Origin of the sequence: Frateuria sp., assembly GCF_035943815.1 — a bacterium.
Classification (GTDB): Bacteria; Pseudomonadota; Gammaproteobacteria; order Xanthomonadales; family Rhodanobacteraceae; genus Frateuria_A.
This window is the reverse complement of sequence record NZ_DASZBU010000007.1, coordinates 20186-36128: the sequence shown is the minus strand read 5'-3', so window position 1 is coordinate 36128 and position 15943 is coordinate 20186. Positions and strand designations below refer to the sequence as shown.

The following is a 15943-nucleotide window of genomic DNA, read 5'->3' as shown; positions in this document are numbered from 1 at the left end:
CCGGGATGGCGCGGTTGCGCCTGCTAACCTTGGGGGCGTCTTCCGGGAAGCCATCCATGCGTTCGTTCCCCCTGCTGGCCACGCTGGCTGGCCTGTCCCCCGTGCCGGCTGCCGCCGCCGAAGCCGGTGCCAATTTCCACCTGACCGACCATCCGGTCGGTTGGATCTCCTTGGCGTTGTTCGTTCTTGCCTACATGGCGGTGATGCTCGAGGAGCACATCCGCATCGCCAAGTCCAAGCCGGTGATGCTGGCTGCAGCGGTGATCTGGGGGCTGATCGCCTGGCAGACGCGCGGCGAGGACTCGGCCGCTGCGCGCGGGGCGTTCGAGGCGATGTTCCTCGAGTACTCGGAAATCTTCTTCTTCCTGGTGGTGGCGATGACCTACGTCACCGCACTGGGCGAGCGCAACGTGTTCGAGGCCTTGCGTGCGCAGTTGACGCAGCGGCGGCTGGGCTACCGTGCGCTGTTCTGGATCACCGGCGCCCTTGCCTTCTTCCTATCGCCGGTGCTGGACAACCTCACCACCGCGCTGGTGATGTCGGCGGTGGTGCTGGCGGTGGGCGGCAGCCAGCCACGCTTCGCCACGCTGGCGCTGATCAACCTGGTGGTGGCGGCCAACGCCGGCGGCGCCTGGAGCGCGTTCGGCGACATCACCACGCTGATGGTGTGGCAGGCGCACAAGGCCGAGTTCTTCGATTTCTTCCGGCTGTTTCCGTCCGCCCTCGTCAACTGGCTGGTGCCTGCCCTCGCCATGCACTTTGCGCTGCCCGGCGGATGGCCCGAACACGTGCCCGGGCAGATGCGCGTCAAACCCGGGGGCATCGGCATCTGCCTCGCCTTCGCAGTGACCATCGCCCTCACCGTGATCGGCAAGCAGTGGCTGGGCATGCCGGCGGCCTACGGCATGCTCACCGGCCTGGCATTGCTCAATCTATTGGCCTCGCGCATCGACCGTCGCCAGCGCAGCTACGCGTTGGCGCAAGGCATCGAGGAGGAGCCCTATTCGATCTTCCGCATCATCGCCAACGCCGAGTGGGACACCCTGCTGTTCTTCTACGGCGTATTCGGCTGCGTGGGCGGGCTGGCGGCACTGGGTTATCTGGATCTCGCCTCGCACACGTTCTACGGCGCGTCCGGCGCCACCCTCGCCAACGCCGGCATGGGGGTGCTCTCGGCAGTGGTCGACAATATCCCGATCATGTACGCGGTGCTGCAGATGAACCCGCCCATGGATGGGGCGCAGTGGCTGCTGATAACGCTCACCGCCGGTGTCGGCGGCAGCCTGCTGTCGGTCGGCTCGGCGGCGGGCGTGGCGCTGATGGGCGCCTCCGGCGGGCGCTACACCTTCATGACCCACCTGCGCTGGAGCTGGGCGATCGCACTCGGCTATGTGGCGAGCATCGCCCTGCACCTGGCCCTCAACGGCGCCTGAGGGGCGGCAGGCACCAGCCTCTGGCGCCCGGGCAGGCCCTCGCGCGCAGGCTGCCGGCCAGGCTGACGCGGGCGCTGAAGGACCTGAAGAAGCTCCGAGCGAGCGCGGTGAAGCCACCGTCTTGCCCGCACCTTGACGCCCGTTTCAGGCGTGATCGGCCAAGGTTCCATTCCCTCCTGGCAGGAGCACAGGCCATGAAAGCGACCCTCGTTCCCTTGGCAGCCGCGCTTGCGCTCGCTACCGCGCCGATGGCCCAGGCGCAATCGTCCTATGCACGCAGCGGCGTGCTGGTGCGCTCCGACGGCATCTACGTGCGCTGCGACCAGTGCGGCACCGTGCAGAGCATCGAACACACCGTCAACCAGGGCAGCGGCCACGGCACGGCCGGCGCCGTCATCGGCGCGATCGCCGGCGGCGTGCTCGGCAACCAGATCGGCAGGGGCAAGGGCCGCGAACTCGCCACCGTCGGCGGCGCGGTCGGCGGCGGCTTCGCCGGTCATGCCATCGGCAATCGGACCGGCAACGGCAAGGATGCCTGGATAGTCCACCTGAAGATGGGCAACGGCACGACGACGTCGGTGCAGGTCGCCGACGCCACCGGCATCCGCGAGGGCGACATCGTCCAGGTGGACGCGCAAGGCAATATCACGCGGGTGCGGTAACACCCGCCGCCGTGCACCGGCGCGGATCAACCGGCCCGCAAATGGACGGTCGGATGGCGCCGCGCCAGCACCCGCTGCATCCGTTCGATACCCGCCTGTCGCAAGCGCACCGCCTTCTCGGCGTCCGAATCGTCCAGGCGTTCGGCGCGAACGCGCTCCCGATGCTCCATCTCCAGCGCCAGCAAACGGTGGGCCAGCGCCAACCTCGCCTGGATCTGCTCGTCATGTGCCATGGTCATTGCATCCAGCGACCGCGGGAGATCCATCCTACGCCTAATTCGTGACAGCAAGCGGTCACGGTGGGAAAGGCAGGCGGCGTGAACTTCGCTGCAGAGCGAGTGACCTGCCATGGCTTGGGCCGTCGGCCCATGGTTGGCGGAGAGAGTGGGATTCGAACCCACGGAAGGTTTGACCCTTCGCCGGTTTTCAAGACCGGTGCCTTAAACCGCTCGGCCATCTCTCCGATGGACAGCTCCGCCGGCCTGCTGGCCGGCGATGGATCGGGGCATTGTACGGTCGACGGGGATCTTGTCCATCGCGGCGGCACGCGCGATCAACGGTTTGGTTGACGGCCGCGAAGGCGTGCAGGTTCTTGCGTTTAGCGGCTCGCCGGATAGCTGAGCGGCGGCCGTATGCGAACGCTCGAGCCATCTTGCGGGGAACCCTGGCTCGCCTAGGATGCGTCCCACGGCCAGCGGCGGTCGCTTGCCGACATCCACCACTCGGGGGTTCCCATGAACATGAAGCCGATCCTGTGCACCGTTGCCCTGCTCGCTGCCGGCGCCATCCTTTCGCCCGCCCACGCCGACGGCCACTGGGCCAAGACCCACCCGCGCCGCGACCAGGTCAACGATCGCCTGCAGCACCAGAACAAGCGCATCCACGAGGAGCGCAAGGAGGGCGATCTCACCAAGAGCCAGGCGGCTGCCATGCACAAGGACGATCGGCAGATCCGCCAGGAGGAGCGCGACATGGCCAGGCAGAACGGAGGCCACCTCACCAAGCAGGAGCAGCGCACGCTGAACCAGCAGGAGAACCAGGTCAGCAAGGACATCGGCCACTGAGGCCACGCCGACCGGATCGGACCCGCGGGGCGCTTCGGCGCCCCGCGTGTTTTCAGGCCAGCCGTTCCAGGCCGCGCAGGTAGGGCCGCAGCGCCTCCGGCACGGTGATCGAACCGTCGGCGTTCTGGTAGTTCTCCATCACCGCGATCAGGGTGCGGCCGACGGCGAGGCCGGAGCCGTTCAAGGTGTGCACCAGTTCGGGCCTGCCGGTTTCCGGGTTGCGCCAGCGGGCCTGCAGGCGGCGCGCCTGGAAGTCCTCGAAGTTGGAGCAGCTGGAGATTTCGCGGTACGTGTTCTGGCTGGGCAGCCAAACTTCCAGGTCGTAGGTCTTGGCGGCGCCGAAGCCCATGTCGCCCGTGCACAGCAGCACCTTGCGGTACGGCAGGCCGAGCAGCTGCAGCACCCTCTCGGCGTGGCCCACCATCTCCTCCAGCTGCGCGTAGGAGTCGGACGGCCGGGCGATCTGCACCATCTCGATCTTCTCGAACTGGTGCTGGCGGATCATGCCGCGCACATCGCGGCCATAGCTGCCTGCTTCGGCGCGGAAGCACAGCGTGTGCGCCGTGAAGCGCTCCGGCAGCGCATCGGCATCCAGGATGGTGTCGCGCACCAGGTTGGTCAGCGGCACTTCGGCGGTGGGCACCAGGTAGCGCTTGGACTCGCCCACCTGGGTGGCGAACAGGTCGTCTTCGAACTTGGGCAGCTGGCCGGTGCCCTGCATGCTGTCGGCATTGACCAGCACCGGCACGTTGCACTCGAGGTAGCCGTGTTCGGCGGTGTGCAGATCGATCATGAACTGCGCCAGCGCGCGGTGCAGGTGCGCGAGCTGGCCGCGCAGCACGGTGAAGCGCGCGCCGGAAAGCCGCGCGCCGGCGTCGCCGTCGAGCCAGCCGTGGCGCTCGCCGAGTTCGACGTGATCCTTCACCGGGAAATCGAACGTGCGCACCACGCCCCAGCGGGTGATCTCCTGGTTGTCGTGCTCGTCCCGGCCCAGCGGCACGGTCTCGTGCGGCAGGTTGGGAATGCCGAGCGCGATGCCGGCGAGCTTGCACTGCACCTCGCCCAGCGCCTGCTCGTTGGCCTTGAGCTTGTCGCCGATGCCGGCGACCTCGGCCATCAGCGGCGCCACGTCCTCGCCCTTGGCCTTGGCCTGGCCGATCGCCTTGGAGCGGGTGTTGCGCAGGTTCTGCAGGTCCTGCGTCTCGGTGGCCAGCCGCTTGCGCTCGCCCTCCAGCGCCTCGACGGCGACGACGTCCAGCTCGAAACCGCGGGTTTGCTTGAGGCGCGCGGCGGTTTCGGCCAGGCGGGAGCGCAGCAGGGTCGGGTCCAGCATGAGGGCGATCCGTTGGAGGATTGAACCTCGGATTATCGCCGCGGGTGATGTGGAGGAGCAAACGCGGAACGTCTTTCTGGCGGGGTGCAGTGGGTGGAAACCCTTACTCTCCCCGACCCTTTCTCCCGATGCGATTGGTAGGAGTGAGCTTATTTCTCGCGGGCCTGGCGGCGGGCTTCGCGCAGGGAAAGCAGCTTTTCGCGCAGCTTCTGCTCCAAGCCGCGGTCGACTGGTTCGTAGAACACGGTGCCGTCCAGCGCGTCCGGCAGGCATTGCTGGCCGAGGGCGACACCGCCGGCGGCATCGTGGTCGTACTGGTAGCCCTTGCCGTAGCCCAGGCCTTTCATGAGTTTGGTCGGCGCGTTGCGCAGGTGCATTGGCACCTCGAGCGTGCCGGTTTCGCGCACGGCGGCGCGGGCCCTGTTGTAGGCCATGTAGGCGGCGTTGCTCTTGGGCGCGATGGCCAGCCAGATGGCGAGCTGCGCCAGCCCCAGTTCGCCCTCGGGGCTGCCGAGGCGTTCGTAGGTATCCCAGGCGTCCAGCGCCATGCGCCAGGCACGTGGCTCGGCCAGGCCGACGTCCTCCACCGCCATGCGGGTCATGCGACGCGCCAGATAGAGCGGATCGCAGCCGCCGTCGAGCATGCGGCAGAGCCAGTACACGGCGGCGTCCGGGTCCGAGGAGCGCACCGATTTGTGCAGCGCCGAGATCTGGTCGTAGAACTGCTCGCCGCCCTTGTCGAAGCGGCGCGTGCGGTCGGCCAGCACCTGGGTCAGGGTGGCCTCGTCGATGCGGCCTTCGTCGGCAAGTTCGGCGGCGATCTCCAGCAGGGTCAACGCGCGGCGCACGTCGTCGTCGGCAGCCCGGGCGATCAGCTGCAGCGATTCGGGCTCGACCTTCAGATTCAAGCGGCCCAGGCCACGTTCCTCATCGACCAGCGCGCGCTCCAGCGCGGCGACGATGGCCTCGGCGGACACCGCCTCCAGCACGTGCACGCGACAGCGCGAGAGCAGCGCCGAGTTGAGCTCGAACGAAGGGTTTTCGGTGGTGGCGCCAACGAAGACGATCACACCCTTTTCGATGTGCGGCAGGAAAGCATCCTGCTGCGCCTTGTTGAAGCGGTGCACCTCATCGACGAACAGCACGGTGCGTCGGCCCTGGGCGAAATTGGCCTCGGCCTCGGCCAGCGCCTTGCGTACATCAGGCAGGCCCGAAAGCACGGCGGAAATGGCGCGGAAATCGGCGTCGGCATAGCGCGCCACCAGCAGCGCGAAGGTGGTCTTGCCGCAGCCGGGCGGCCCCCACAGCACCATCGAATGCACCCTGCCCGCCTCCAGCGCGCGGCGCAGCGGCGAATCGGCGGCGGTCAGGCGCGGCTGTCCGACGATCTCGTCGAAGCTGCGCGGCCGCATGCGCTCGGCCAGCGGCTTGAGTGCGTCGGATTCGGGGAACAGAGAAGCGGTATCGGGCATCCCGGGATGATATAGCGGCCCGGCTGCGCACAAGATGTCACCCTGGAACGAGGTTTCCTAGGAGCTTTCGCTGCGCTGGCTATAGAAGCTGTAGAGCGCGCCGCACAGGCCGGTCAGTACCGCCGGGATCAGCAGGCTGCGTTCGCGCAGGCGCTCGAACAGCAGCGCGCCGACGAGGCCGCCGAGCATGAAACTGCCGATCACCAGCACGCATACGCGCACGCGCAGGGCATCCACCTCCAGCCCGCGCAGGCGATGGCCCAAGTAGATGCCAAGGTCGGTGAACATGCCCGAGACGTGGGTGGTGCGGAACACCGCGCCGCTATAGGCGCTGACCATGCCGTTCTGCAGGCCGCAAGCCATCGCGGCAAGCCATAGCCCCGCGGACCATTCCCGGTCCAGCAGCGGCACGGCGGCGAACAGCAGCAGCGATTCGAACAGCAGCGCGACCCCGTACGGGCGGCCCAGCTTGAGCGTGCTTTTCTGCACGATGGCGCCGCTGGCCATGGCGCCGAGCATGAAGGCCAGCAGCGACAGCGCCCAATGCAGCGCCTCGCCGCCGTTACCCGTGCCCAACGAGATGCCCAGCAGCGTGGTCGAACCGGTGAGGTTGCTGATCGACTGGTGCCGGAAGCCCATGTAGCCGGCGGCGTTGATCAGGCCGGCGACGAAGGCGAGCGCGCCGCCGCCGATCCACGCCCAGCGCGGCAGCTGGCGCAGCACGGGCATGGTCGGTCAGTCCTTGAGCGGCTGGGTAGTCATCACCGGCAGGTCGCCGATCACGTCGGCGCCGGACGGCGGGGTGAAGTTGAAGGTCGAGGGCGGCAGTTCGACGTTGCGTTGCCAATCGGAAAAACGGATGTCGGTGATCGCGCCGAGCTGGTCGCGGAACACCATGCGCTTGAGGCCCTGCGCGTCGAAGCCGAGGTCGGCATAGTCGAACTGCGGATCCTTGGCCCTGGAGGTCATGCGCAGCCAGGTCAGGCCGTCGCGCTCGCCCTGCTCGGTCACCTTGAAGTCGCGGTCCAGCTGCTTGAGATCGGTGACCACGGTGAGAGGGCTGTGTGCCTCCTCGGTGCTCTGCACGCGCACGGTAACCTGCTCCAGCTCCGGGTCGTACAGCCACACGCGGCTGCCGTCGGCGACGATGGTCTGCTTGTAGGGCGCCACGGTGTCCCAGCGGAATTCGCGCGGCGCCTCCAGCGCGAGCGTGCCGGAACTGGTCTTGGCGCCCTGCCCGCTGGCGTCGGTGAGGGTCTGCGTGAAGTGGCCCTTGAGCGAGTGCAGGCCATTGGCGAAGGCGTCCAGCCGTTGGCGTGCAGGACCCGTGGCGGCATGGGCCAGGCTCGCCAGGGATAGCGCGAACGTAGCGAGAAAGGTAACGGCGAGGCGGTTCATGGGGCCCTGTTCCTTGAGAACGTGCGGCGAGTTTGGGTGGCAGTTGCTTAATCGGGGCTCAAGGTGATTTTAGGGGGCGGACGCATGCGCGTGGCTTGCCCGCGAGAGTCGCTCACGACAAGCCGTCAACCTTCGCTCCGGATTTCCCCACCCGCCCTTCGGGCACCTTCCCCTGCGGGCGGGGGAACGATGAAGCATCACTTCGGCGGCGGCGGCGCGAGTACTTCGCGGTTGCCGTTGTGTTGTGGGGCGCTGACCACGCCATCGGCTTCCATCTGCTCGATCAGGCGCGCGGCGCGGTTGTAGCCGATGCGCAGGTGGCGCTGCACGCCGGAGATCGAGGCACGGCGGGTCTGCGTGACCACGGCCACGGCCTTGTCGTAGAGCTGCGCGTCGGCGTCGCCGCCTTCCTCGCCGTCCTGCGGCAGACCCGAGTCATTGATGAACTTGCCGTCGGCGGTGGCCTGCACTTCCTCCAGCACGCCCTCGATGTACTGCGGCGCGCCCTGCGCCTTGAGCCAGGCGACCACGCCGTGCACCTCGTGGTCGTCGACGAAGGCGCCGTGCACGCGCTCGGGCGTGGCGGTGCCGGGCGGCAGGTAGAGCATGTCGCCGTGGCCGAGCAGTGCTTCGGCGCCGGATTGGTCCAGGATCGTGCGCGAGTCGATCTTGCTCGACACCTGGAAGGCGATGCGGGTCGGGATGTTGGCCTTGATCAGGCCGGTGATCACGTCCACCGACGGACGCTGCGTGGCAAGCACCAGATGCACGCCGGCGGCGCGCGCCTTCTGCGCCAGGCGGGCGATGAGTTCTTCCACCTTCTTGCCGACGATCATCATCATGTCGGCGAATTCGTCGATGATGATGACGATATAGGGCAGAGGTTCCAGCGGCTCGGCCGCCAGGTTGGGCATCTCCGGGTTGGGCCGGAACAGCGGGTCCAGCAACGGCTGGCCGGCCGCCTCGGCATCCTTGACCTTCTTGTTGAAGCCGCCCAGGTTGCGCACGCCCACCGCGGCCATCAGTCGGTAGCGGCGCTCCATCTCGGCCACGCACCAGCGCAGCGCATTGGCCGCTTCCTTCATGTCGGTCACGACCGGCGCGAGCAGGTGCGGGATGCCCTCGTAGACCGAAAGCTCCAGCATCTTCGGGTCGATCATGATCATGCGCACGTCTTTCGGGCTCGCCTTGTAGAGCAGCGAGAGCACCATCGCATTGACCGCGACGGACTTGCCCGAACCGGTGGTGCCGGCGACCAGCAGATGCGGCATCTTGGCGAGGTCCGCCACCACCGGACGGCCGCCGATGTCCTTGCCCAGCGCCAGCGCCAGCGGCGACTTCATCTGGTCGTACTTGTCCGAGCGCAGGCTTTCGGACAGGTACACGATCTGCTTCTTGGCGTTGGGGATCTCCAGGCCGATCACGTTCTTGCCGGGGATCACGTCGACTACGCGCACGCTCACCACGGACAAGCCGCGGGCGATGTCCTTGTCCAGGCTGGACACCTGTGAGCCGCGCACGCCGGCGGCGGGCTCCAGCTCGAAGCGGGTGATCACCGGGCCCGGATAGACGCCGACGACCTTGGCTTCGATGCGGAAGTCCTTGAGCTTGAGCTCCACCTGGCGCGAGAGCACTTCGAGCGTTTCTTCCGAATAGCCCGGGCCCTGCTCCGGAGCCTCGTCCAGCAGCGACAGCGGAGGCAGCTCGCCTGGCTGCGAGGCGCCGACGAACAGCGGAATTTGAGTTTCCAGCTTCGCACGCTCGCTCTTGGCCACCGGCGCCGGTGGCGTCTCGATGCGCACCGGCTCGCGCTTGGCTTGCTTGACCGCCTCGGCCTTCTTGACCACCTCGCGTTCGGCGCGCGCCTGCTGCGCCTTGGCCGCTTCCGGCGCCTGCTTGAGCTTGCCGCGCAGCCAGCCGACCAGCGCCAGCGTGCCCTGTCCGGTCCAGTCCATCACCTTGAACCATGACAGCCCGGTGGCGAGCGTCACCGCGATCAGGAACAGCGCCAGCAGCAGGAGCGGAGCGCCCTTTTCGCCGAAGGCTTGCAACAGGCCATGGCCGACCCACTGACCGATGATGCCGCCCACGCCCTGCGGCAGCACCGCCTCGGTGAAGTTGAGATACAACAGCGCCGGCGCCGTGATGAAGAAAAACACGAAACCGATCAGGCGCAGCGAAGACTCCCATGGGTGCTCGGCCTGTTCGCCGCGCTGGCGCAGGACCTGCACGCCCAGCAGCAGGAGCAGCAACGGGAAGCAGTAGGAAACCAGCCCGAAGATGTAGCGCAGCAGGTTGGCGATGTTGGCGCCCACGGCGCCACCGAAATTGCGGGCGTGATCGACCGTGCCGACATGGCCCCAGCTGGGGTCCTGGTCGTTGTAGCTGGCCAGGCATACCAGCAGGTACACCGCCAGCGGCAGCAGCAGCAAGGCGCCCGCTTCGCGCAGACGGCGCTTGGCTTCTTCGCTCAGGCCAGTGGATTGAGTCGCTTTCTTTACGTTTGCTGCGCTTCGCGCCACCGGAGTGGATTCCCCTCGAGACTTCGCCCCAAGTCTACACAGGGCGCTGAGGGGGTAGAAGCTTGATTTTTCTGGAAAGGCGCAGGTTTTGGAAAGCCCTCTCCCGGCGGGGGGAATCGGCGGTGGGTCCGGGCGGAGCGCGATATCACGCTCCGCCCGGACCCTCGCCCGCCTGTGGGCACCCTCTCCCGCGGGGAGAGGGATTCAACCTAGACCATGCCCTGCAACGCCGGATGCACCAGCTTGCCGCCGTCGACGTTGATGCCACCGGCCAGCGGAGCGTGCTCGCGCCACTGGTTGCCGGCCGCCAGGCGCTGCACGTACGGCAGGATCGCGGCGGAGATGGCCACCGACGAGGTCTGCGGCACCGCGCCCGGCATGTTGGTCACGCAGAAATGCGTCACGCCGTGCACCTCGTAGGTCGGCTCCTTCCAGGTGGTCGGCTTGGAGGTCTCGAAGCAGCCGCCCTGGTCGATCGAGATGTCGACCAGCACCGAGCCCTTCTCCATGGTCTTGACCATGTCCTCGGTGACCACGCGCGGCGCCTTGGCGCTGGGGATCAGCACGGCGCCGACTACCAGGTCCGCATCGCGCACTTCCTGCGCCACCGAGGATTCGTAGGCGTACAGCGCCGTCACGTTGGGACCCATCGCCATCATCTCGGCGAGGCGGTCCTGGCGCTTGTCGAACACCACCACGTTGGCGCCCGCGGCGGCGGCCAGCGCGGCGGCGTTGCCGCCGGCGGCACCGGCGCCCAGCACCACCACCTTGCCGCGTGGCGTGGAGGCCATGCCGCCCAGCAGCTTGCCCTTGCCGCCCTGCGGACGATGAAGCAGGGTCGTACCGATCTGCGTGGCGATGCGACCGGCGATCACCGACATCGGCAGCAGCAGCGGCAGGCCGCCGTTCTCCTCGACCGACTCGAATGCGACGCCGGTCAGGCCGATCTCGAGCAGGCGCTTGGTGAGTTCCGGCTCGGCCGCCAGGTGCAGATAGCAGAACAGCAGGTGGTGCTTCTTCAGCAGGGCCAGGTCGCCGGCGATCGGCTCCTTGACCTTGACGATCAGCTCGCCCTTTTCGTACAGCGCGGCAGCATCGGGAACGACTTTGATGCCTTCCTTGGTGTAGGCCTCGTCGGAGAAGCCGCTCTTCTCGCCCGCGCCGGACTGGATGAACACTTCATGGCCGCGGCGGACCAGATCGGCGGCGGCGGCAGGAACGAGGGCGACGCGACCTTCGAGGGTCTTGGTTTCGGAAGGAATACCGATACGCATGGTTTGGCTTGTCCTGTGGAATTGGGCCGGCGCAAGGCGTCGACGATGGGGGGAAACACAAGCGGCAAGCCTTGAATCGCGACGCGCCCTTCCCCATCCTTGCGGGTTCCAAGCGCCAGCCCTCGGTACGGCGGGTAACGCCGCGACCGCCGGGAGCGAACTTTCGATCAAAGCCGCCAGCAAACCGAAGGATTATAGCGATGACCACCCCCAAGCACAGCCGCCTGCTGATCCTCGGCTCCGGCCCCGCGGGCTATACGGCCGCGGTGTATGCGGCGCGTGCCAACCTCAAGCCGACGCTGGTCACCGGCCTGCAGCAAGGCGGCCAACTGATGACCACTACGGAAGTGGACAACTGGCCGGGTGACGTCGAAGGCCTGCAGGGCCCGGCGCTGATGCAGCGCATGGCCGAGCACGCCGAACGCTTCCATACCGAGATGATCTTCGACCACATCCACCAGGTGGACCTCAACCAACGCCCATTCCGCCTCAAGGGCGACTCGGGGGAGTACACCGCCGACGCGCTGATCATCGCCACCGGCGCCACCGCCAAGTACCTCGGCATCGCCAGCGAAGAAAAATTCAAGGGCCGCGGCGTGTCCGCCTGTGCCACCTGCGACGGCTTCTTCTTCCGCGAGCAGGACGTCGTCGTGGTCGGCGGGGGCAACACTGCCGTGGAAGAGGCGCTGTACCTGGCCAACATCGTGCGCAAGGTCACCCTGGTGCACCGCCGCGACAAGCTGCGCGCCGAGAAGATCATGCAGGACAAGCTGTTCGAGAAGGCTGCCGCCGGCAAGATCGAGCTGGTCTGGAACAGCACCATCGACGAGGTGCTGGGCGACGCCTCCGGCGTGACCGGCGTGCGGGTGAAGGACGTCAATTCCGGCGCCACCCGCGACATCGAGGCGACAGGCTTCTTCGTCGCCATCGGCCACACACCCAATACCGGCATCTTCGAAGGCCAACTGGAGATGCACGACGGCTACATCAAGATCAGGAGCGGCACCAGCGGCATGGCCACGATGACGTCGGTGCCGGGCGTGTTCGCAGCCGGCGACGTGGCCGACCACGTCTACCGCCAAGCCATCACGTCGGCCGGCTTCGGCTGCATGGCAGCGCTGGACGCGGAGCGCTGGCTGGACCAGCAGAACCTGACGGGCTGAATCCCCGACTCATGCGGTAGCGAGCCTCGCTACCGCAAGGGCCCGCGAGCAAAAAAAAAGCCCCATGCCGAAGCATGGGGCTTTTCTACATCAGGACGCTCACAACGCAATCAGGCAGCGATTTCCACGCCCGAAGCCTGGGCACCCTTGGGGCCCGTGGTGACCTCGAACTTCACGCGCTGGCCTTCCTGCAGGCTACGGAAGCCCTTGGAGTTGATGGCCGAGAAATGGACGAACACGTCCTCCCCACCGTCCTCAGGCGCGATGAAACCGAAACCCTTGGCGTCGTTGAACCATTTGACCGTACCGAAACGCATTGCGTGAACCTCTGACTAGGACTGGATGCACCAAGGCTTTGCGCTGGACCGCCGTTTCCCCTTGGTCAGCCGCCCCTGGCACGGGCGAAAGTATCAACATGTTTATGGGCAAAGCGCAATATGCGGGTTTAATTTCGATGTCGGCCGATCGCATGGCGCGGGGCGGCGGTAATAAAAACCTCCCCGCGAACGCATGGTTTGAGCCAAATGCCAGGAAATGCCTGCTCAGGACAGCATCGCTTTGAGCAATACCGGGACTTGCGCCGTGGCGGCCGCCAGGTGGGCAAAGATTTCCTCGATGCTGATTTCGGCCTCGTCGCCGCAACCGGCGGCGAAGTTGGCGACCAGGGCCAGGCAGGCATATTGGAGATCCAGTTCGCGCGCCAGGGCCGCTTCCGGCATCCCGGTCATGCCCACCAGGTCGCAACCGTCGCGCTTCATGCGGGCGATCTCGGCACGGGTTTCCAGCCGGGGACCCTGGGTGGCGCCGTAGCAGCCCCCGTCGATCACCGGGATGCCTGCCCTCACGGCAGCCGCCAGCAGGTCCTGGCGCAACGAGGCGGTATAGGGTTCGCTGAAGTCGATATGCCTGACCTCGACACCCTCGCTATCGCAGAAACTGGTGACGCGGCCATGGGTGTAGTCGATCAGCTGGTCGGGCACCACCACGGTGCGCGGCCCCATGTCCGCCCGGATGCCGCCAACCGCGTTGATGCCAACCACCCGGCGTGCGCCGAGGGCATGCAAGGCCCACAGGTTGGCGCGGTAGTTCACCCGGTGTGGCGCCAGGGTATGGCTCTCGCCGTGGCGCGCCAGGAAGGCCAGCCGCTTGCCGGCGAAATCGCCCAGCACCACTTCGCCCGATGCCGGGCCATAGGGGGTTTCCAGCGCACGCCGGCTGATGTTTTCCAGCCCCGGGAACCGGTAAAGGCCGCTGCCGCCGATGACTGCAAGGTCGATGTTCGCTTCGGTCATGCCCGCTCCCGTGCTCATTCGGATCTCAGCGCATAGATCGCCGGCAGGTTGCGGCCCTGCTCGTGGTAATCCATGCCGTAGCCGAACACGTAACGGTCAGGCAGCTCCACGCCGTTGAAGTCCGAGGCGATGCCGGCCACGCAGCGATCGTGCAGCTTGCGGCAGAGGCTGGCGATCAGCACGCGCCTGGCGCCGCGCTTCATGCAGTCGTCGCGCACCGCCTTGAGCGTGTGCCCCTCGTCCAGGATGTCGTCGACCAGCAGTACCGTGCGTCCGGCCAGCGCCGCCTGCGGCTCGCGCAGCCAGCACAGGTCGCTGCCGGCCGTGGCGCCGCGGTAGCGGGTGGCGTGCACGTAGTCGAACTCCAGGTCCGTGCGGATAGCCAGCGCCAGTTGCCCGGCGAACATCAGGGCGCCGTTCATCACGGTCAGGAACACCGCCCGCTCGCCGCCCAGGGCGGCGTCGATGCGCCGGCCCAGGTCGGCGATCACGGTTTCCAGTTCGGCGCGCTCGAACAGCACGTCGGCGTTGGCCAGCGCTTGCGCCAGTGTGGGGGGCGGATTGCTCATGCGTTTCCTTCGGATTCGTCCAGCGCGCCGATGCGCGCGATGAAGCGGTCGCGTTGCGGGTTGTCCAGCAGGCCTTCCCAGGTCGCACCGATGGCGCCGCGCAGCGGCGCGAGCCGTTCCATGGCCTCGTCGGAGGGCGGGGGCAGGGCGGCGATCGCCTCCTCCACCACGTCCGGGAAACAGGCCAGCACCAGATCGCAGCCAGCGGCCAGATGAGAGCGCACGCGCGCGTGCACGCCCCCGGCGGCGCCCGCGGCCGCCATGCTGATGTCGTCGCTGATGACCACGCCGGCGAATCCCAGCTCGCCGCGCAGGATGTCCTGGATCCACACCCGCGAGTAGCCCGCAGGCCGGGCGTCGACGGCCGGATAGATCACGTGCGCCATCATGACTGCCTCCGCGTGCGCCTCGATCGCTTCGGCGAACGGATGCATGTCGACCGCACGGATCACCTCGAGCGGACGCGGGTCGATCGCCTGTGCCTTGTGCGTGTCGGCCGCCACCGAGCCGTGGCCGGGGAAATGCTTGAGCACCGCTGCCATGCCGCCCAGGTGCATGCCGCGCACGTAGGCCTGGGCCAGTTCGCCGGCGATGGCCGGGTCTTCGTGGAAGGCGCGCGTGCCGATCGCGGCGCTGCCTCGCGCCAGGTCCACTACGGGGGCGAAGCTGAAGTCCACGCCGCAGGCACGCAGTTCGCTCGCCATCACCCAGGCGTGCTCCTCGGCCAGGCGCACCGCATCCTCCGGGTCGCGGGCGTAGGCCGCGCCGATTCTCGCGAGGGCCGGCAGCCTGGTGAACCCGTCACGAAAGCGCTGCACCGGGCCGCCTTCCTGGTCGACCGCCACCAGCAGCTGTTCGCCGCCCGCCTCCCGGATGGATTCGACCAGCGCCATCAGCTGTTCGCGGTCGGCATAGTTGCGCGCGAACAGGATCACACCAGCTACGCCGGGCGCGACCAGCCAGCCGCGCTCGCGCGGTTCGAGCTCGAGCCCGGCCAGGCCTATCAGCAACATGTGGGTTCTCCGTCGGCGCCGGCGCGTTCCGCGTCCGACCAGCGGGCGAACGGGTGCGCGACCAGATTGACGTTGTAATAGCGCGCCAGCGCGCTGACCTCGCGGCCGAGCCAGGCCGGACGCGGGAATGCGGCATCCGCTGCGGGAAGCTCGATCTCGGCGACCACCAGGCCCGCGTTGTCGCCCAGGAATTCATCGACCTCGAACAAGCTGCCTTCGACCTCGACGTAGTGGCGGACTTTCTCGAGCACGCCGTCGCAAAGCGACGCCAGCATGGCCTGGGCATCCTCCAGCGGCACCGGATACTCGAATTCGGCGCGCTCGATGCCGAGCGTCGCACTCTTGACGTTCAGCCATGCCCGCTCGCCCGCTCGCCGCACGCGCACCGAAGCGAGGGCCTGGCCTTCCTGCAATGCCCTTGCGCCGACCAGGTAACCCTGCGCGATTCGCTCGCTGCGCACGACGCCCTGGCGCCAGCGCTCGTCAGCCAACAGGAATTTGCGTTCGATCTCGGTAGCCATCGCAGCCGCAAGCCAAGGGGGTCGACAAGGATAGGCGCTGCGGCGCGTCATGGCGAGCGACCATACCCTTCGTTTCCGGCCCTTCACCCACGACGTGGGGAGATGACGACGGGCCGATGGAGCGCTCTTGGGCGCGAGGTCGGGGCAAGCCTCTGGCCCTTACTCGCGCTTCCCATCGGCGCTCGCCCCTTCGGCGCTAGCTACGCCATTTCGCCACTCTGCGCCGG

The 15943-nt window shown here is 67.5% G+C and carries 16 protein-coding genes and 1 tRNA gene; 4 read left to right on the top strand and 13 right to left on the bottom strand.

All coding sequences use genetic code 11. The features are described 5' to 3' along the window. The first annotated feature begins 56 nt into the window (after nt 1-56). Together nhaD and VGU65_RS04670 are read left to right on the top strand one after the other, a co-directional pair. Nucleotides 57-1433 carry a sodium:proton antiporter NhaD gene (nhaD, locus tag VGU65_RS04675; RefSeq protein WP_327473333.1) on the top strand — a complete coding sequence of 459 codons (1377 nt, stop codon included), beginning with the start codon at nt 57-59 and terminating at the stop codon, nt 1431-1433. A gap of 194 nt (nt 1434-1627) precedes the next feature. After that, nucleotides 1628-2095: a glycine zipper 2TM domain-containing protein gene (locus VGU65_RS04670; protein ID WP_327473331.1), complete on the top strand. Its 468-nt coding sequence runs from the start codon at nt 1628-1630 to the stop codon at nt 2093-2095. A 26-nt stretch (nt 2096-2121) separates the two neighbouring features. Here the strand turns inward: VGU65_RS04670 and VGU65_RS04665 are convergent, their stop codons facing one another. After that, a complete protein-coding gene (locus VGU65_RS04665) occupies nt 2122-2361 on the bottom strand; it encodes a hypothetical protein (RefSeq protein WP_327473329.1) in 240 nt (79 codons plus the stop codon). A 107-nt stretch (nt 2362-2468) separates the two neighbouring features. Beyond that, nucleotides 2469-2558: transfer RNA gene (locus VGU65_RS04660), tRNA-Ser, on the bottom strand. 271 nt (nt 2559-2829) lie between these two features. On the opposite strand from VGU65_RS04660, the gene VGU65_RS04655 reads away from it, so the two are divergent. After that, nucleotides 2830-3159 carry a hypothetical protein gene (locus tag VGU65_RS04655; RefSeq protein ID WP_327473327.1) on the top strand — a complete coding sequence of 110 codons (330 nt, stop codon included), beginning with the start codon at nt 2830-2832 and terminating at the stop codon, nt 3157-3159. Nucleotides 3160-3211: 52 nt separating this feature from the next. On the opposite strand, the gene serS is transcribed toward VGU65_RS04655, so the two are convergent. The 6 genes from serS to ald form a co-directional block, all read right to left on the bottom strand. Further along, nucleotides 3212-4492 (bottom strand): serine--tRNA ligase, encoded by a 1281-nt coding sequence (gene serS / locus VGU65_RS04650; protein ID WP_327473325.1) that lies wholly within the window; start codon nt 4490-4492, stop codon nt 3212-3214. A gap of 149 nt (nt 4493-4641) precedes the next feature. Further along, a complete protein-coding gene (locus VGU65_RS04645; RefSeq protein WP_327473323.1) occupies nt 4642-5964 on the bottom strand; it encodes a replication-associated recombination protein A in 1323 nt (440 codons plus the stop codon). Nucleotides 5965-6021: 57 nt separating this feature from the next. Next, the gene (locus VGU65_RS04640) at nt 6022-6693 is read right to left on the bottom strand and encodes a YoaK family protein (protein WP_327473322.1); all 672 of its coding nucleotides are present in this window, start codon (nt 6691-6693) and stop codon (nt 6022-6024) included. Between the two features lie 6 nt (nt 6694-6699). Next, complete coding sequence (gene lolA, locus VGU65_RS04635) at nt 6700-7362, bottom strand: outer membrane lipoprotein periplasmic chaperone LolA (RefSeq protein WP_327473321.1); 663 nt, start codon at nt 7360-7362, stop codon at nt 6700-6702. 197 nt (nt 7363-7559) lie between these two features. Then, nucleotides 7560-9884 (bottom strand): DNA translocase FtsK, encoded by a 2325-nt coding sequence (locus VGU65_RS04630; RefSeq protein ID WP_327473319.1) that lies wholly within the window; start codon nt 9882-9884, stop codon nt 7560-7562. A gap of 209 nt (nt 9885-10093) precedes the next feature. Further along, entirely contained in the window at nt 10094-11158 is a 1065-nt protein-coding gene (gene ald, locus VGU65_RS04625) for an alanine dehydrogenase (protein ID WP_327473316.1), read from the bottom strand. Nucleotides 11159-11358: 200 nt separating this feature from the next. On the opposite strand from ald, the gene trxB reads away from it, so the two are divergent. Further along, nucleotides 11359-12321, top strand: coding sequence for a thioredoxin-disulfide reductase (gene trxB, locus VGU65_RS04620; RefSeq protein WP_327473314.1), 963 nt, complete (start codon nt 11359-11361; stop codon nt 12319-12321). Between the two features lie 110 nt (nt 12322-12431). On the opposite strand, the gene VGU65_RS04615 is transcribed toward trxB, so the two are convergent. The 5 genes from VGU65_RS04615 to VGU65_RS04595 form a co-directional block, all read right to left on the bottom strand. Then, a complete protein-coding gene (locus VGU65_RS04615; protein ID WP_036117760.1) occupies nt 12432-12638 on the bottom strand; it encodes a cold-shock protein in 207 nt (68 codons plus the stop codon). 225 nt (nt 12639-12863) lie between these two features. Then, nucleotides 12864-13613 carry an S-methyl-5'-thioinosine phosphorylase gene (locus tag VGU65_RS04610; RefSeq protein ID WP_327473313.1) on the bottom strand — a complete coding sequence of 250 codons (750 nt, stop codon included), beginning with the start codon at nt 13611-13613 and terminating at the stop codon, nt 12864-12866. 14 nt (nt 13614-13627) lie between these two features. Then, nucleotides 13628-14182: a hypoxanthine-guanine phosphoribosyltransferase gene (locus VGU65_RS04605; RefSeq protein WP_327473312.1), complete on the bottom strand. Its 555-nt coding sequence runs from the start codon at nt 14180-14182 to the stop codon at nt 13628-13630. Next, nucleotides 14179-15195: a beta-N-acetylhexosaminidase gene (nagZ, locus tag VGU65_RS04600; protein ID WP_327473310.1), complete on the bottom strand. Its 1017-nt coding sequence runs from the start codon at nt 15193-15195 to the stop codon at nt 14179-14181. Before nagZ ends, VGU65_RS04605 begins: the two co-directional genes overlap by 4 nt. Further along, nucleotides 15186-15716 (bottom strand): CYTH domain-containing protein, encoded by a 531-nt coding sequence (locus VGU65_RS04595; RefSeq protein ID WP_327473308.1) that lies wholly within the window; start codon nt 15714-15716, stop codon nt 15186-15188. Before VGU65_RS04595 ends, nagZ begins: the two co-directional genes overlap by 10 nt. Nucleotides 15717-15943 lie beyond the last annotated feature (227 nt).

Excerpts from the sequence above, each read along its gene's own strand:
- nhaD (WP_327473333.1), top strand. The coding sequence starts at position 57 with ATGCGTTCGTTCCCCCTGCTGGCCACGCTGGCTGGCCTGTCCCCCGTG.
- VGU65_RS04670 (WP_327473331.1), top strand. The coding sequence starts at position 1,628 with ATGAAAGCGACCCTCGTTCCCTTGGCAGCCGCGCTTGCGCTCGCTACC.
- VGU65_RS04665 (WP_327473329.1), bottom strand. The coding sequence starts at position 2,361 with ATGGATCTCCCGCGGTCGCTGGATGCAATGACCATGGCACATGACGAG.
- VGU65_RS04655 (WP_327473327.1), top strand. The coding sequence starts at position 2,830 with ATGAACATGAAGCCGATCCTGTGCACCGTTGCCCTGCTCGCTGCCGGC.
- serS (WP_327473325.1), bottom strand. The coding sequence starts at position 4,492 with ATGCTGGACCCGACCCTGCTGCGCTCCCGCCTGGCCGAAACCGCCGCG.
- VGU65_RS04645 (WP_327473323.1), bottom strand. The coding sequence starts at position 5,964 with ATGCCCGATACCGCTTCTCTGTTCCCCGAATCCGACGCACTCAAGCCG.
- VGU65_RS04640 (WP_327473322.1), bottom strand. The coding sequence starts at position 6,693 with ATGCCCGTGCTGCGCCAGCTGCCGCGCTGGGCGTGGATCGGCGGCGGC.
- lolA (WP_327473321.1), bottom strand. The coding sequence starts at position 7,362 with ATGAACCGCCTCGCCGTTACCTTTCTCGCTACGTTCGCGCTATCCCTG.
- ald (WP_327473316.1), bottom strand. The coding sequence starts at position 11,158 with ATGCGTATCGGTATTCCTTCCGAAACCAAGACCCTCGAAGGTCGCGTC.
- trxB (WP_327473314.1), top strand. The coding sequence starts at position 11,359 with ATGACCACCCCCAAGCACAGCCGCCTGCTGATCCTCGGCTCCGGCCCC.
- VGU65_RS04615 (WP_036117760.1), bottom strand. The coding sequence starts at position 12,638 with ATGCGTTTCGGTACGGTCAAATGGTTCAACGACGCCAAGGGTTTCGGT.
- VGU65_RS04610 (WP_327473313.1), bottom strand. The coding sequence starts at position 13,613 with ATGACCGAAGCGAACATCGACCTTGCAGTCATCGGCGGCAGCGGCCTT.
- VGU65_RS04605 (WP_327473312.1), bottom strand. The coding sequence starts at position 14,182 with ATGAGCAATCCGCCCCCCACACTGGCGCAAGCGCTGGCCAACGCCGAC.
- nagZ (WP_327473310.1), bottom strand. The coding sequence starts at position 15,195 with ATGTTGCTGATAGGCCTGGCCGGGCTCGAGCTCGAACCGCGCGAGCGC.
- VGU65_RS04595 (WP_327473308.1), bottom strand. The coding sequence starts at position 15,716 with ATGGCTACCGAGATCGAACGCAAATTCCTGTTGGCTGACGAGCGCTGG.